The sequence below is a fragment of the Vibrio sp. KUL80 genome, assembly GCF_059725495.1.
Window position 1 is genome coordinate 2,000,090 of sequence record NZ_AP045841.1, and the last position, 16,225, is coordinate 2,016,314.

Below are 16,225 nucleotides of genomic sequence, written 5' to 3' on the forward strand. Positions count from 1 at the left end.
ATCGTGTTGTTATTTTTTATGCGACGCAGTGTAACAAACAGGCACTTAATCTGCTAGTAAAAATAAATCAGAGGAAATGAATAAAAAAGTGTGACTTGGATAGAATATTTAGCGGCGAGAGACTCGACCTTAGTCGTAAAAAATAGTGACCAAGGCCGAGGTTATTTTATGAAACCAATCAAGAAATAGCAGCAGTTAATTGGCAAACCATATTCATTAATAATGGTTAAGCGGATTCAAACTCGTCATTATCTTGTTTTTTGATGGCTTTATGACCATCTTCAGATACCCCACGTTTCCAGTAGCTGCTGATGTAGATATCTTGACGCGGGATCTCTTTTTCATTTCTGAAATATTGACGTAATGCGCGCATCTCATCGAACTCGCTGGCACACCAAACAAAAGGTTCGCCCTCAAGCCAAGATAGAGTTTTGGCTTTATCCGACAGTGAGCCTGTTGTCCAAATGACATCGATTCCCTTTGGAACGTCGATATCCTGCTTGTCTGCCATGTCCTCAAGCTGAACGACCGCATAACCTCTAGCATTTGACGGTAACAACGAGAGCTTTACAGATAACGCTGGCAAAGCCGTCATATCGGCATTAAAAAAGAACCAATCTTTTGCAGTATCGACTTCTTGCAATGTACCTGGACCGACAATGGAAATCGTGTCACCAACTTGCGCTGCCATAGCCCAACGCGCGCCAAATCCACAAAGCTTGTCTTCCGTCACGTGAGTAACAAAGTCTACATCCACTTCACCCGCTTGCTGATCAAGACGGCGAATAGTGTAGGTACGCATCTTAGGACGGTTATCCATAGATAAACCTGCCACGTCAGTGCCACCTTCTTCATTAAATAGCAGCTTAATATAGCCCCCAATGCTTTCACTTGGGAACGCGGTAAACGCATCAGACTGTAATGTGATACGAAGCATGTTAGGTGTCAGTGTTTCGACACGAGACACTGAGGCAGTTTTCGGCGACGGCTTTTTCATGCTGTTCTCTTAATGATTATTGTTTTCATTAAGTCTAACACATACTCAAGGAGTAGGAGTTATGATTTTGAGTAGTTTAGTCCTGAATTTACAGACTGTTACCTTTGTCAGTCTGGGTAAAACGTACCTTTTATGGCACCTATATTGGGGTGCTAACTTTGTAACACGCAGATTCCGCGTACCACTCTTAAGTTTATTTTTCTACAAAGCACTGTTCATAATTTGACCAGCATCAGATTAACTCCTATGTTTGATAAACCGCTCACAACAATGGAGGTAAAACATGAAAAAAATGAGCAAGGCGTATCGCATGCAAATCATCAAAGAAGTTGCTGAGAGAAAACGTCGAGATCAGTTCGACGACCCGATGGCGGTGTACATCAAACATCTATTAGATGAGCGTCCACAAGCCGACAATGTCGTAGAGTACAAACAAGAATTTAGCGGAAGCTACTTTGATGAAAGTATTGGGGGATGGATCAGCAAGACTTGGCAGAGCAAATAACAATTACAGATTATATGACCACCTATAAGACACCCGTCTAGATAACTGGGAAAGAGCTACGAGCTCACGATAAGGCGCCGCATTTAAGGCGCCCCCATAACAAACACTACCCTCTTACCGCTATCACCTCTATCTCAACTTTTGCATCCATCGGTAGCCTCGCTACTTCAACACAAGAGCGCGCAGGAAATGACGCCTCGTTATCAATAAAGAACTGCTCGTAGGCTTGGTTGACTCGACCAAAATCATTGAGATCTTTTACAAACACTGTTGTTTTAACAATATTACTGGCTACTAGACCATCAGCTTTAAGAATAGCCAACGCGTTATTCAAAGACTGTGTCGCTTGCTCGGCAACATCATCCGGCATCGCTTTCGTCTCTGGGTTAATGGGTAGCTGTCCGGACGTGATAACCATGTTTCCGAAAGTGACACCTTGTACATAAGGTCCAATTGCTAGTGGAGCATTTTCTGTAGAGATAGATTTCATTGCACTATTCCTAGTAAATCGTTTTTATCCTGATATTTGAGATGCTGACTGCGCACTAAAAAGCGCGAGTCAGCGGTTTGTTTTTGATGATTATTGAGTGAGGTCTATCCTAAAAAACTTGGTAACATGCCCATCATTGAAAGGACATGGAAGATAGCGGTAAGCACACCAAAGCCAATCACAATCGTGATCATGGCGTTACCGCCAGGTGCTTTGAACCCCTCGCCACCTGTATGTACAACACGCGTTTTACGCGCGAGAAGCGCTGGAATAATACATGCCCATACGGTGGCAGCCGCACCGGCATAACCAATGGCAATAACGAACCCAAATGGGAACAGTAATGACAAAATTAATGGTGGGAAGAAGGTCACTAACCACGTTTTGGTGCGTCCCGCTTTATCGTCGCCGAACTTAAAAAAGTCCGCTAAGAAATCAAAAACGCCTAACCCTACGCCGATAAAAGAAGAAAGAATGGCGGCCATAGAGAACGTATTAATTGCATTCGCGACCTGCTCTGATTCAATCACAGAGCCCAGTGCTTTTAAAAGTGCATCCACATTACCGCCCTGCTCTATCACAGGTCCGAAGTTGGCACGTGGTAAGTTTCCGAAGATGCTAAACAACCAAAGAAAATACAGGCTAAGAGCGATCACTGTACCGCCAAGAATGGCATACTTGGCTTTAGTTTCATCGCCGTAATAAGCTCGCATCGATGATACTGAGTGGTGATAACCAAAAGAGGTAAGCGCAACAGGCAGCATCGCCATGGCATACGGTGCGTATGCATTCTCTTCGCTAATAGTATCAAATAGTACTGCCATATCGACCTTGACCGCCAAACCTGAAACCCCAAAGACAAAGCTGAGGATCATAAAGGCGATTAGCACCACTGAAATTCGGTCAACCGCACGAGTCGAGTGCCAAACAAAGGCAGAAAAGACCAATACGAACAGCGCAGAAGCGATCTTCGCATTCAATCCCAACACATCTTGTAAAATAAGACCTGAAGAAGTGATATAGGCGTAAAGTAAAATTCCGCCGACGAAATAGACAGTAATATTGTTCAACAGGTTTACCTTACTGCCTAGAAGATCTTTGGTCACCGTATCGAACGATACTTTTAGTTCATAATGTTTGAATGCCTCAAGTAACATCCATCCTGATATAGTCATCACAACCATGGTAATCGCGATTGCCAACATAGACCAAACTGTCCATGCTCCTGCGCCCGCACTGGGTAGTCCAAGCATCCCTGCGCCCACACAGACGCTGGCGATGATGCATGCGCCACCAATTAGCGACGGATTCTTTTTCATCATACTGCTCTCTTTGATTCACGTTATTGGATTAGGGTGATGCACCCTTAACTATTATTTTTATTGTTTTAAAGGAAAAGAACGCAACCAAATGGCTGCGTTCCTAAGAGGCTATTATGCTTCTTCGAGCACTTTAGCTTCTGCTTTTGGGGTAACGACTTCGACTTCTTTTAGTCTTGCCGTAAAGTGACGAAGCACTTCTGGTTCATAGGTAAAATCGAGACCTTTCACTTTATGCGCGTTCTCTTTCACTTTTTCGAACGCTTCAATAACGTAGTCCATATGCGTTTGCGTATAAGTCGCACGAGGAATCGTTAAACGAAGCAGTTCAGCTGGACAAGGATGCTGTTTACCCGTTGCTGGATCGCGACCCAATAGCAAAGAGCCAATCTCTACTGCACGGATACCGGCCACTTTATACAGCTCACAAGCCAAGGCATGCGCTGGGAACTGCTCTGCTGGAATGTGTGGAAGCAGTTTACCTGCATCAACAAACGCAGCGTGTCCACCAGCCTGCTGACAAACCACACCAATCGCTTCTAAGCCATCTACCAAGTATTGAACTTGCTTGATGCGGTACTCTAGCCAATCTTGGCGCATACCATCATAAAGTCCGACAGCCAAACGCTCCATAGCGCCGCCTTCAAGACCACCGTAGGTTGGGAAGCCTTCTTGGACAACACATAGCGTACGGCACTCAGTGTAGACATCCATCATGGACTCATCTTTAAAGCAAAGCAGGCCGCCCATTTGTACCATGGCATCTTTCTTCGCAGACATAGCAAGGCCGTCAGCATACTTATACGACTCGCGAGTGATTTGCTCAATGGTCCAATCTTGATAACCAGGCTCACGCTGTTGCACGAAGTACGCGTTTTCTGCGTAACGAGCTGAGTCCATAATTACAGGGATGTCATATTTCTGTGCAATTTCATATACAGCTTTTAGGTTCGCGATAGAAACAGGCTGACCACCGGCAGAGTTACAAGTAATCGTGCTCACGATATAAGGAACGTTTGCAGGACCCGCTTCAATAATTGCAGCTTCGAGCTTCTCTAGGTCAAAGTTACCTTTGAAATCTGCATTTACCGCTGTATCAAACGCGTCCTTGGTGTAGACGTTTTTCGCCACACAACAGTTGACCTGAGTGTGGCCTTGAGTGGTATCGAAGAAGTAGTTAGACAACGCCACCATCTTGGTACGGTCTAGCCCCTTCTCTTTCTCACGCTTTTTAATCAGCACAGGAATATAAATCTGCTCAGCACCACGACCTTGGTGAGTGGGGATTGTCAGTTCATAACCGAAGATGTCTTTTACTGCATTCGAAAGAGCGTAATAACTGCGACTGCCACTGTATGCTTCATCACCACGAAGCATCGCTGCTTGCATCTCTTGTGTGATAGAGCCGGTACCACTATCGGTTAGAAGATCAATAAATACATCTTCACTGTCCAACAAGAATGGGTTCATACCCGCTTTAATGATTGCTTGCTCACGGTATTCACGAGTCGTACGTTTTACTGGTTCAACAACACGAATGCGGAATGGTTCTGGTAGATGCTTGAAGTTTTCCATTTTAATTTTCCTACTATTTAATTCACCTTGCCAAGCGTTATTAATTATTAATTGACAAGATAAATTTTATTTACAGATAACCCTATCTAGAAATATATCCAGATACGATTTGATTTTTATTTTGAGTTGTACTGAAATACCGAATTCGAAAACACCTAAAACTAGGATTGCAACACGTAAAGCATGCGCTGTGATTGCAAGCTAGAATCAAGACAGGGTTGCCAACGGTAGCCGTTCAGCTAGACGCACTGGACAGTGCGAGAGAAAGGGTTATCTCGAAGGAAAGAAGAAAGCGATTTTGTAGTCTAGTGTGAACCAGCTACTGATTGAGTTGAACTTATTCATGGTTTTACCTACTTACAATATTCGAAGCTTTGATATTAAGCTTTTCGAAGTAACTGTGTGTATTATCTATAACTTACCGTACAAGTCATTACTATAGGATATAATTTGAGAAGTCGCTAACAAAACCGATATTCCGCAGCCAATTTAGGAATAAACCGCTTCATACAGTGCGCCAAGAAGCTTGAGCAGCCGAATCTGATGCTCTTGAATGCCCGTGATGAAGTTTTGACCGCCAAACTCGAGTGTGTCGATACCTTCGAATTTTAAGAATACCCAACGAGCCGTCGGTTTGGTTGTCGTTTTGTTCTTCACCATGCTAGGAAAGAACTCTTCGGTCTTAGTGAGACTCTCTCGGATTTTGTGCTCTAAGCTTGCGTAAACGAGTAGGCTAAGCGTCATGATCATCAACAGTGCCTCAATTCGCTGAGGTTTCTTCAGGAAAATTGATGATGTTAGGAACTCAGGGCTTTTCAAGAAGCGAAATCCGCGCTCTACCTTTTGCTGTGACTTGTAATGCTCAAGCAACTCAGCCATTGTTAGATCGGCGCAGTCAGTATCGTTGGTTGCGAGAATAAACATACCTGCTTTAAGCTTGGCCAGCTTCACTCTTTCTAGATCGGTATAAGGCGTAGCATCTATAACATAATGGTAACCCGCTGGCTTTGCGCCTTTCTTCGGCCGACCGCGACCTGAATAGATTGGCTCTTTAACGATGGTTGGTTGCGCAAAGCCAAGCAAATGACACTGGCTGACGAAGTCGCTCATTGCTTGCTCGGCATCCACTGCGCAAGCAAACTTCTTTTTCATTAGTTGTCCCAGTACTTTCAGCTCTTTGGTGATATTTTTATCTAAGTTCTTATAGAACGTTGCCTCTTCTCGTTTGGTTGCTTGTTCACTATGAACCAACAGCCATTTCTGAGATACTGAGCCATAGTCAGCGTCAATCCAACAACCCGAGTAACCATTACCGATAGGACTCAACTGCTTTAGTTCAAGGTTCATTAAGGCTTCTTTGGCCGACTTAATGGTCATTGGAACACGCGTAATAAACTTCTGTTGTTGCTCATCCAGTGAACGAATGCTTTCCTCGGTGTATAGAGCGGCATCGGCGATGAAGTAGCGACTGTTTTGAGCAGCCTTAAGGCAATGAATATGCCGTTTAGTGACCTCTGAAAATGCCTTAGCGTCATTGGTGTTGCCACTGAGCGCTTGCATGTAAACAGGTAGGCCTGCTTGATTTTCACAAATCAGTTCAAGAACCACTTGATTTAGCTCTGGACGGTGGTCTCGGCTGTAGCCTTTTACCAGTTTGATGGCATTAAGATCTTCGTTTTGGGCGTATTCACCATCGACATGAAAACTCGTGATATCGAGGTGGACAGAGTCTGTTTTAAGTCCAAGCTTATCAACGACATGCTCTGCAATCGCTTGATAAACTGCGGACACATCTGCTTCATATAAAGCATCTAACGTGCGTCCGAGTACATCGTCAGTTAAATGGTGCGCTTCAATGTCTTTAGCGAGTAACTTGGCAACAGGCTTCGTCTCGAAGAAGTCAGAGAACATATGCAGTGTTCTACTGTGAAAGCCAAGACCATTCAGAATCATAGCTAAGACTGCATCGCCATGTGAGACGTTGTGATCCGAGTACTTGGGAATGATGCGATCAATAATGCCTGGTAAACCGACTTCATGACAGAAAGCAGCGATTAGCCCTAAGTGGTCCAGGCGTTTAATGACAGGTTGAACAGCAGACATAATAAGTGACCGTTAAATAACAGTAATAGATCAAAACTGGGGATCGCGGTCAAGAGGCCTATCGCACTAACCGTTGTAAATGATCACTGGATCACATTATTTTAATTCTGAAATTGGCTGCGGAATGACGGGCAAAAAAGTTGATTATCTCGAATGCACTAAATGTATACCCAATCAACTTGAAGATGCAGGCTTGAACACCTGAAAATTATCATTAATTCGAGACGTCAGCGAGCCTGCAATCTCTGGAAGAGTCACAGTAAAGAATTGGGTAATGGCTTCCTTGAAATCCCGTTTACTTTTGAAGTAAACGTTATTCCTTGACTTCTCATTCATAACCTTCCAAAGCCGCTCTATTGGGTTAAGATTCGGGCTGTAAGGTGGGAGATAATGCAGTTCAATATTAAGGACAAATGCCGCATCTCTGACTAAATCACTGCGGTGATATCCAGCTCCATCTAAGATGACATGGAGCTTGTGATTTAACGGGTAGCTCTCTCTGAGTTTACAGAAAAATCGAACCATGTTTTCACTGTTAATGCTGTCGTATTCGCTAACAATGGTCGCTCCAATATCTGATAGGTTCAAAGCACCAACAATGTTCAATCGGCTACGATTACCTGTTGTTTCCAGAACTTTACTTTGACCTGTACGTATCCAACCATGGGAGAGTTTGGTTGACAGTGTGGGGTGAACGGCATCGATAAACACTATCGATTCATCCTCGCCACAGCTTGCTTTCAGTGCTTCATAAGCCTCTATGAACGCTTGCTGTTTTTCCTCATCGAACTTATGTGGAACGCCTTTCGGCTGTTTGTAGCTGAAACCATTGTGATGAAGCCATTTGTTCATGCCAGGAACACTATAGTGAATCTGAAACCTTTCAAATACGTACGCAATAATCTCGGACGAATGGTGGTATGTATTTTCAGTTAGATGCTGAACCAACTCTTGGGTTTGCTGAGCCGATAGATAGCTTTGTGAACCGCCATTTTCAGGCTTGAGCTTGTTCGACTCTAGGTAATCTTTGATATGTTGACGAACAGTGGATTCATGAATAAGAAGTGCGTCTGCAATTTCTTCGGGGCACCAACCATTACTCGCATGAATAACCGCTTTTATACGGTCACGAACTCGTCCGTCACGCGTTGTGCTGTGCTGGATTTTTAGTTCCTGCTTCTGTTCATTGGTCAGAGTAATTTTCATAGTTGCTAGCATGATCCTCTATTCAGGAAAAATCAAGCGTCTTCAATGATCACTGGTATATACCAATAAATACTTTGAAGCAGATCAACATAGCGTACTAGTTAATAAGCGCAGCGATAACACCTAACACTTTAATTATTAAATGGAACTCAGATTTTGACTCCTGCAATCTATTGCAGGAATGTCTGAACTAAAAATGACACTACTATTTTACTACCCCATCATTTTTCATAAATTTAATCACTCTCGACATCATAGCGTCGAAGTAAGGGTTCCAACTCAGACGCGCACTTACCTTGTCTTGTTCAAATAACCCCCACGCAGTGTAGGTGAGTGTTGGCATTCCAACGCAATCAACGGTGTAAACCTCCCCCTTGGCCTCTCCTCCACACTGACGCATTAAGCCTCGTTCGCCATAAAGAGGATTATCTCTTCGATAAAGTACAGAAATATGGGAGCCACTCTCTATGCTCATCTCAGGCAGCGTCATTGAACTTTGAATCACACGTGCATCTGGGTAGGACTTTTCCCCATACCACACCAATCGGCTATTGGGGTGCACGAACTCAGTCCGAAACAGTGAATAAACAGACTCGGTATCGATAAGTTCGTCGTTTTCGGTCACCATTAAGAGTGCGGGTATGGTGAGTTGATTAGACTCAAGTGTCTCTTTCACTTCTTTTGTAGTTTGGTAGTAAAGCGATGCACCATGCATCGCCAGAGAGTCGTATCGAGTGTAGTTTTGCTCTTTTGCAATATTGACCCAGTCGACAAACACACTGGCGGCACCAGCAAATCTGACAATAAAATCATCCGGGCTATAGGCAGGAGAAAACAACACAAGCCCTTCAATAGCATCTGGGTTGTTTGCCGCATAGGTGGTCACTAAGTTAGTGCCGGTAGAGAATCCACCCAACCAAACTGTGTCAACATCGTTTTGGAGTATGGCGATCTGATTTGCAACCGACTTTTGCCAATCTTCCAGCGTTGGTGACATGAGATCGGCGGGTCTAGATCCATGCCCAGGGAGCAGCATCACGTGTACTAGATAACCTTCCTCAGCCAATACGGGTGCAATATCAATGAAAGAGTAAGGAGAGTCCCCCAGCCCATGTACCAGCAAGATACCTTTACCATTGGGACTTTCTGGCTCAAGACGATAAGGACTTACCGCCGCCATTTCTGCATCATATCCCGCACCGTGAAAGACACGAGTTTTATCGAGCCATTGATAAGTATCATCGACATAGGCGTCGAATGTAGATTGTGAGTAAGGGGCAATCGAGCCAGAAACGGTGTACATTTCTGGCTCTTGCTTGATGATGGGATTGGTACAGCCAGCGAGTGCTAAAACTAAAGTTCCTAAAAGGACTTTACTCAAACTCGTTGTTTCTAAGCGTTTATTCAGATTAGCCACCAGCACCGGTCATTTGATGATCTCGGAAATACTCCTCTGCATCCATCACTTTGCCATCAGGTAACGCACACTCTTTGGTGTCTGGCATATAGCCGCCACCCATTGCCTCGCAAAAACGAGCTGCGCTATCGGGGCCTTCTTTATGATGCTCACGAAAGTACTCCCAAGCATCCACTTCTTCGCCCGAAGAGAGTTTGCACATTCCTGTATCTAGGTTGTACATACCATGCTTTTCACAGTAAACCGCCGCAGGATTTGCCATACCAACAGGCTCTGGTTTTGGTTCAGATTTTGCGCAGCCAATCAGCATTGCAGGTCCTATTGCTAGCACACCGATACAACGAATTAGTGTACGACTATTCATAGTTGTTCTCCTTGTTCGCCCTACATTCATAAACTTAGATGAACTTAGGCAAACTTCAACCACGTTTATGATTGCGCCTCCACTAATAACTTAATAGCTGTTCAAGTTCGAATTCCGAATCGAAGCAGGTAACACATGTTCGATTGTGAGAGGGTAACGCGGAGTATGTTACTTGTATCTTTGGGCGGATACTTGAAAATTCATGAGTAAATTATTAGTAAAAAGGTCGCAGATATGAACGGTGTTCGTTTATGGCATTTCGCCCAAGCTTCACTTGGTATCGTACAATGGGTTGGGATCGCCATCCTTATCAACCCAATCATAATTGAAAGAACCGCAAGTGGCGCACTGCTTGGGCAAGTAATGGCGCTCATTGGAGGCGCAGGTTTACTCGCCCCTCTTATTGGCGGTATCGCGGATAAGTACTCTTGTCACCGAATGATGCAGCGCATGGCTCTTTTTACTCACTTTATCGCCCTGCTTATTCTCTATTTTGCTGAAACCTCAACCACTATTTACTGGACAGTCGGTGCCCTAATCGGTATTGGCAGTGTTGCTCTACTGGTACTCAATCCAACCTTCGTCATTGCATCAAGCAAAAATCAGCAAGAGGAAGGACGCGGACTCGCCAATCTGTATCAATGCCAATTTTTCGGGATTGTCGTGACTGGGCTATTGGTCGCCCTAGCTGACTATCTGTCTGTCAGCACGGATAACCAATTGCTGATCCTTATGGGTCTCGTGCTAGTTGTACTAACCATGGTTACAATTACCCCTCCACCTAAAGTAGAGGTTGCTTCAGGTACAGAGCACGCGAGTAGCGAGTTGGAGCACAAGTCAACATCAGCAAAGAAAGCCCTACCGTGGTTTTTGTTTCTGCTTGCGGTTTTCTTCTCTATGTTCCTGTCATCCAACCTTATGGAGCTAGGCCCCCTTCTTATCAAGGAAGTATATAAAGTTGAAATTGGTAACTCGGCACTAGGCATGGCTATCTCAGCCGTTATCAGCATATTCATGCTTGAATCCGCTGGTCGCTGGATGCAGAAAAGCGGTCCATTCAAGGTCTGGTACGCAGCACAGGCTGCCTACCTTGTCGTAGGTTCTCTATTCTGGGTGACATCAGGTCACGATGTTGGCGCAGTATTACCGATCGCTTTATTGGTTGTTCTAATGCAGGCGATGTCTTGGAACGACATGATCATTCCAGCGATAGCTGGGCGATTAAGCCCAAATTCACCAGCGCTTACTCAAGGTCTTTTGATGCTGTGTATGGCGGGAGGTTTCGGTGTTGGCGCTATGTTGGCTGGACTATCCATCGACAAGTTTGGCTATGCGTCTGTATTTACCTTATCGCTTGTTGGTATCTTGATTGCACTCACTTGTGTTGCGGGTTTGGTCATGGTGTCTAGACCAAAAATAACCAACGTTGCTTCTGCCTAACATTACGAGATTAGACGATGGAGCATCACCGCGGTTTTATGAGACCGCTGCTTTATCGTCTTGCATTCGTGAAGAAAAAAGCAGCATTTGTTGTCTTATATGATACGTCTCTCCAATCAATCTATTAAATTCCCGTCAGTTATGTCATTTTTCTTACTGGATGGACCATTCAACTCTTTTCCTAATATATAATCCCGAACAATTGAGTTAAATCTAAGAGTATTATGTTTTTAGCGCCATACGTATCAAGTAACAACGAACAGTTTGAATTCACTCGCCAACAAGCAAGCCATTTTGCTAAAAAAGTCGCGGGCGACTTCAACCCAATCCATGACGAAGACAACAAGCGCTTCTGCGTGCCTGGCGATCTGCTTTTCGCAGTGCTACTTCAAAAAGAAGGCATCAGCCAAAAAATGCGTTTTGACTTCTCTGGCATGGTGGGTGACGGTGTTGCGCTTAATGTTGTTGAGAAAGGCGAGCATGAGAGTGCGGTTGTCGATGCGTCTGGCAAAGAATACCTTCAAATGACTCACACAGGCGAAGTAAGCCAAAACCAAGATTTCATCGAACATGTAGTAACAAACTACGTTCAGTTTTCTGGCATGAACTTCCCTCACATCATGGTTCCTCTGATGCAGGAGCAACAAATGATGATCAACTGCCAACGTCCTCTAGTGATTTACGAGAGCATGGAAGTAGAGTTCGATCGTCTCGACCTATCCCACCCTGAAGTTGAGTTTACAGGCGCGACATTTGACGTTGATGGTAAACGTGGCGTCGTTACTCTTAACTTCGCATTCAAAGAAGACGGTGCGGTTGTTGGTAAAGGCATTAAGCGTATGGTAGCAAGTGGTCTAAAGCCTTATGACAATGACGCGGTAGACGATCTTGTCGCGCGCTTCAATGAGCGTAAAACTCAGTTTCTAGAGCTACTCAATAACGCAGCATAATTTAAAAGCCCCGTCATCTGACGGGGCTTTTACTTTGAATATCAATTAAATCCAGCGTCGCACCTTAACCTTATAGGTACGGTAGTCTTCTCCAAACATAGCTTCTAGCGCTCGCTCCTCAGGGCGTATCTGGAAACGATTCATATACGGTACAAACAGACAAGCCAGTGCGATTGCCAGTCCATCTTCAAGCCAAAATCCCCAACTAAGCAGCAATGTAAACAGCGCCACATACATAGGATTTCGAGTTTTAGAGAAGATCCCGCTATCTACGATACAACTCGCTTTATCTGGCTTGGTAGGATCAACGGTTGTCTTGGCTCGTTTAAATTCAAGAACTCCCGAAATACCCACATAACCGCTTAGTGAAAACAGCCCCAACACCCAAATGCTTTTTAATGGGATATGCATGTAGAGCCAACCATTATCGAACTCAGCAAGTAGGTACATGGCAGCAGCTAAAATAAGAAAAACCAAGACAGGTGGAACCTTAAGCTCTAGCGCTTTCACTATTAACTCCTTTATCAAGATCAAAAAAAGCGCCCAGTGGGCGCTCTTTGATGTTACTGACTCAGTAATTGCAGTACCGCTTGCAACGGGTGCTTGGTAGCGGTTTGTTCAAATCGTTTTACCTGGCTTCGGCATGAATAACCTGTCACTAAGCAGCGCTCTTTTGGCAGTTGGTCTAATTTCGGTGCCCAGCTCAAGCCGTAGATATCTTTTGACATCTGTAGCTTGTCCGACTCGTGACCAAAGGTACCCGCCATGCCGCAGCAGCCAACGGGTACTGTCGTCAAACGGCCGCCAAAGTGACTGAATATGGCACCCCACTCTTTCTCTGCGTTTGGCATCTTAGTTTTCTCTGTACAGTGCGCAAACAGATACCATTCTTCTGCATCAGCTATGGCTTTTGGCTCAGATTCGGCGAGAAGTGGAGTCATCCACTCGTGCACGGTTAGTACATCGAAATCGCCACGTTCTGAACCGAGGATTTCGTCATATTCATCGCGATAACAAAGAACCAACGCAGGATCGACGCCAACAAGAGGCATGCCCAAAGCCGCAACTTGCTCTAAGAACTCTGCGGTGCTCTTCGCTGATTTGGCAAACTTCGCCAAGAAACCCTTGATGTGTGTAGCCTTACCGTTCGGCTTAAACGGCAACATCACAGGCTTTTTACCAAGCTTGAGAATCAATTTAGCGAAATCTTCCACCACCTGCGCATCATAAAAGCTGGTAAACGGGTCTTGAACAATACACACATAGTCTTGACGTCGCCCTTGCGGAATCGCTTGTAGCTGTTCCAAGTTAAACTCAGAAATTGGCTGCTTTTTAATACGAGATTTCAGTGTCGGAACCGACAATAACGGCGCATCCACATAACCGACCGTTTTTGCTGTTAAGCTTTGTACTAGGTTTTGCTTGAGAGCAAAGTTGACCACTTTTGGCACCTTTGCCATGTACGGCAACATAGTCTCTATATTGGCAACCAAATAGTCTTTCGCCGGGCGCTGATAACGCGTGTAATACAGGTTGAGGAAACGCGCTCTAAAGCTTGGGACATCGACTTTGATAGGACATTGGCTCGCACACGCTTTACACGCTAGGCAGCCATTCATCGCTTCGTAGACCTCGTGTGAGAAGTCATACTCATGACGCTTATTGAAGGTGTTACACCACTTTTCTATCAGACCTTTGGCGCTAGAGCTTTGCTTGGTCTCATTTTCTAAATCCAGAACGTCAAAGCCTTGCTCAGATAACTGTCTTAGCCACTCTCGGACTAAGCCTGCACGTCCTTTCGGTGAGTGTCGACGATCAGCGGTCACTTTCATCGACGGGCACATAGGCGATGCGGTGTCATAGTTAAAGCACAGACCGTTACCATTACATTCCATCGCTTGCGAAAAGCTATCACGAATTTGAACCGGGATTTGACGGTCATAAGTACCGCGCTTCACATCCGACACCTTCACGAGCTCATCTTCACTCTCAAGCGGTGTACAGATCTTACCTGGGTTCATCTTATTGAGAGGATCACATGCGGACTTGATACGACGAAGCTCACCAAACAACTCTTCACCGAAAAACTCTGGTCCATATTCAGAGCGGAAACCTTTACCGTGTTCGCCCCACATTAAGCCGCCATACTTAGCGACTAATGCCACCACCTCGTCTGAGATTTGGTGCATCAAAGATTCTTGTTCAGGATCGCACATGTCCAGTGCCGGACGCACATGCAGTACACCTGCGTCAACGTGCCCAAACATGCCGTAATTGAGTTTGTGACCATCAAGCAATGTGCGGAACTCAGCGATAAAATCAGCAAGGTTTTCTGGTGGAACACAGGTATCTTCTGCAAAGGCAATTGGCTTCGCACTACCTTTCACTGCGCCTAGCAAGCCTACCGCTTTCTTGCGCATGTTGTAGATACGACCGATACTGCCAACATCATTGGTCACCTGATAGCCGATGATTCCGTCTTGTTCTGTTTTAAGCTTTTCATCAAGGCTGTCAGTCAAGGCTTTAACCGCTTGCGCTACTTCTTCTTCATCTTGTCCAGCGTATTCCACCATGTTAAGACCAAGCATCTCTTTGCCTGGGACATCACTGATCAGGTCACTAACGGTATGCCAAACGATGTCTTGCTTCGCAAAATTTAACACGCGTGAGTCAACCGTTTCCACAGATAGCGCGTTCGCTTCGACCATAAACGGGGCATTACGCAGCGCAGAGTCGAAGCTGTTGTATTTCACATTGATAAGCGTTCGAGCTTTTGGAATTGGAGTAAGGTTGAGTTTAGCCTCAGTAATGAATGCTAAAGAGCCCTCAGCGCCACATAGAATGCGCGTGAAGTCGAACGAATCGTCGTCCGCTTGGTAGGCATTTTTTAGATCGTAGCCGGTTAGAAAGCGGTTTAATGGTGGAAACTTTTCGTTAATAAGTGCTTGCTTCGAAGCACAGACCTGTCTTGCAATTTCAACGGCCTGCTTGGCAAACGTGCCTTCATTCAACACATCAACAGATTCACTACTTTCAAGCAGTGAGCCATCGGCAAAAACCGCTTGAAGTGACAAAACGTGATCTGAGGTTTTACCGTATTTAAGCGAGCCTTGTCCGGATGCATCGGTATTTACCATTCCACCTAAGGTTGCGCGATTACTGGTTGATAGATCTGGCGAAAAGAAATAACCAAACGGGCGCACAGCATCGTTTAGGGCATCTTTAACGATACCAGTTTGCACTCTCACCCAACCTTCATCTTCGTTGATTTCAAGCACTTTGTTCATATGGCGTGACAAGTCGATGACCACACCAGATGTTAACGATTGACCGTTAGTACCTGTACCTCCTCCACGAGGGGAAAATGTGACGTTGCTGAACTTATCTTGGTTCGCAAGCTGACCAATCAACTGAACATCGTGCGTTGTTTTCGGATGGACAACGGCTTGTGGCAGTTTTTGGTAGACACTGTTATCGGTCGCGACTGCTAATCGGCTTGAATATTGAGTTTCGATATCACCGGTGAAGCCATTGGCTTCAAGTTGCTGTAAAAAGACCAGCACTGTGGGATGTATATCAGATTGTGAGTGTAATCTTGGTAACATTAGCTTCCTGCCCCTTAAGTCTGCCGATCCACTCGGCAAAGGAGTAAATTGTGAGAATTGCCCTGCGTCGCAGACGTCTTAGAATTGCATACTCAATTGCTGAAAATCCCGCACCTTGAGTTCACTTGATTATATACGTCGCTGAAAGCACATCGATTTTACTTATCCCGTCACTTTACAACAATTAAAAATGTGATCAAATCGGAAACTCACAGTCATTACCTATGTTTTATACCTTTTCAACACCAGAGCTT

Annotated in this window: 14 protein-coding genes; 3 read left to right on the forward strand and 11 right to left on the reverse strand. The window is 44.9% G+C overall.

Features of this window, described 5'->3' with window-relative positions:
* Window positions 1-226: 226 nt before the first annotated feature.
* Window positions 227-997, reverse strand: a complete 771-nt coding sequence (locus AC6I8U_RS09245) for a siderophore-interacting protein (protein WP_498016645.1) — start codon at window positions 995-997, stop codon at window positions 227-229.
* Between the two features lie 283 nt (window positions 998-1,280).
* Between AC6I8U_RS09245 and AC6I8U_RS09250 the strand changes: the two genes are divergently transcribed.
* Window positions 1,281-1,502, forward strand: a complete 222-nt coding sequence (locus tag AC6I8U_RS09250) for a hypothetical protein (RefSeq protein WP_498016646.1) — start codon at window positions 1,281-1,283, stop codon at window positions 1,500-1,502.
* A 106-nt stretch (window positions 1,503-1,608) separates the two neighbouring features.
* On the opposite strand, the gene AC6I8U_RS09255 is transcribed toward AC6I8U_RS09250, so the two are convergent.
* The 8 genes from AC6I8U_RS09255 to AC6I8U_RS09290 form a co-directional block, all read right to left on the reverse strand.
* Entirely contained in the window at window positions 1,609-1,992 is a 384-nt protein-coding gene (locus AC6I8U_RS09255) for a Rid family detoxifying hydrolase (RefSeq protein WP_252014298.1), read from the reverse strand.
* A 104-nt stretch (window positions 1,993-2,096) separates the two neighbouring features.
* Complete coding sequence (locus tag AC6I8U_RS09260; protein ID WP_498018348.1) at window positions 2,097-3,311, reverse strand: aromatic amino acid transporter; 1,215 nt, start codon at window positions 3,309-3,311, stop codon at window positions 2,097-2,099.
* Between the two features lie 114 nt (window positions 3,312-3,425).
* On the reverse strand, window positions 3,426-4,886 hold the full coding sequence (gene tnaA / locus AC6I8U_RS09265; protein WP_498016647.1) for a tryptophanase: 1,461 nt from the start codon (window positions 4,884-4,886) through the stop codon (window positions 3,426-3,428).
* A gap of 270 nt (window positions 4,887-5,156) precedes the next feature.
* Window positions 5,157-5,231, reverse strand: coding sequence for a tryptophanase leader peptide (gene tnaC / locus AC6I8U_RS09270; protein ID WP_081936086.1), 75 nt, complete (start codon window positions 5,229-5,231; stop codon window positions 5,157-5,159).
* Between the two features lie 144 nt (window positions 5,232-5,375).
* Window positions 5,376-6,989, reverse strand: a complete 1,614-nt coding sequence (locus AC6I8U_RS09275; RefSeq protein WP_498016648.1) for an IS1634 family transposase — start codon at window positions 6,987-6,989, stop codon at window positions 5,376-5,378.
* 174 nt (window positions 6,990-7,163) lie between these two features.
* A complete protein-coding gene (locus AC6I8U_RS09280; RefSeq protein WP_498016649.1) occupies window positions 7,164-8,195 on the reverse strand; it encodes an IS630 family transposase in 1,032 nt (343 codons plus the stop codon).
* Between the two features lie 205 nt (window positions 8,196-8,400).
* A complete protein-coding gene (locus AC6I8U_RS09285) occupies window positions 8,401-9,576 on the reverse strand; it encodes an alpha/beta hydrolase (protein WP_498016650.1) in 1,176 nt (391 codons plus the stop codon).
* 28 nt (window positions 9,577-9,604) lie between these two features.
* Window positions 9,605-9,976 (reverse strand): DUF333 domain-containing protein, encoded by a 372-nt coding sequence (locus AC6I8U_RS09290; protein WP_498016651.1) that lies wholly within the window; start codon window positions 9,974-9,976, stop codon window positions 9,605-9,607.
* Between the two features lie 234 nt (window positions 9,977-10,210).
* Between AC6I8U_RS09290 and AC6I8U_RS09295 the strand changes: the two genes are divergently transcribed.
* Complete coding sequence (locus AC6I8U_RS09295; RefSeq protein ID WP_498016652.1) at window positions 10,211-11,416, forward strand: MFS transporter; 1,206 nt, start codon at window positions 10,211-10,213, stop codon at window positions 11,414-11,416.
* 224 nt (window positions 11,417-11,640) lie between these two features.
* On the forward strand, window positions 11,641-12,366 hold the full coding sequence (locus tag AC6I8U_RS09300) for a DUF3581 domain-containing protein (protein ID WP_498016653.1): 726 nt from the start codon (window positions 11,641-11,643) through the stop codon (window positions 12,364-12,366).
* A gap of 45 nt (window positions 12,367-12,411) precedes the next feature.
* Here the strand turns inward: AC6I8U_RS09300 and AC6I8U_RS09305 are convergent, their stop codons facing one another.
* Both AC6I8U_RS09305 and ydiJ read right to left on the reverse strand, forming a co-directional pair.
* Entirely contained in the window at window positions 12,412-12,876 is a 465-nt protein-coding gene (locus tag AC6I8U_RS09305; RefSeq protein ID WP_498016654.1) for a methyltransferase family protein, read from the reverse strand.
* A gap of 53 nt (window positions 12,877-12,929) precedes the next feature.
* Complete coding sequence (gene ydiJ, locus AC6I8U_RS09310) at window positions 12,930-15,971, reverse strand: D-2-hydroxyglutarate dehydrogenase YdiJ (protein WP_498016655.1); 3,042 nt, start codon at window positions 15,969-15,971, stop codon at window positions 12,930-12,932.
* Between the last annotated feature and the right edge of the window lie 254 nt (window positions 15,972-16,225).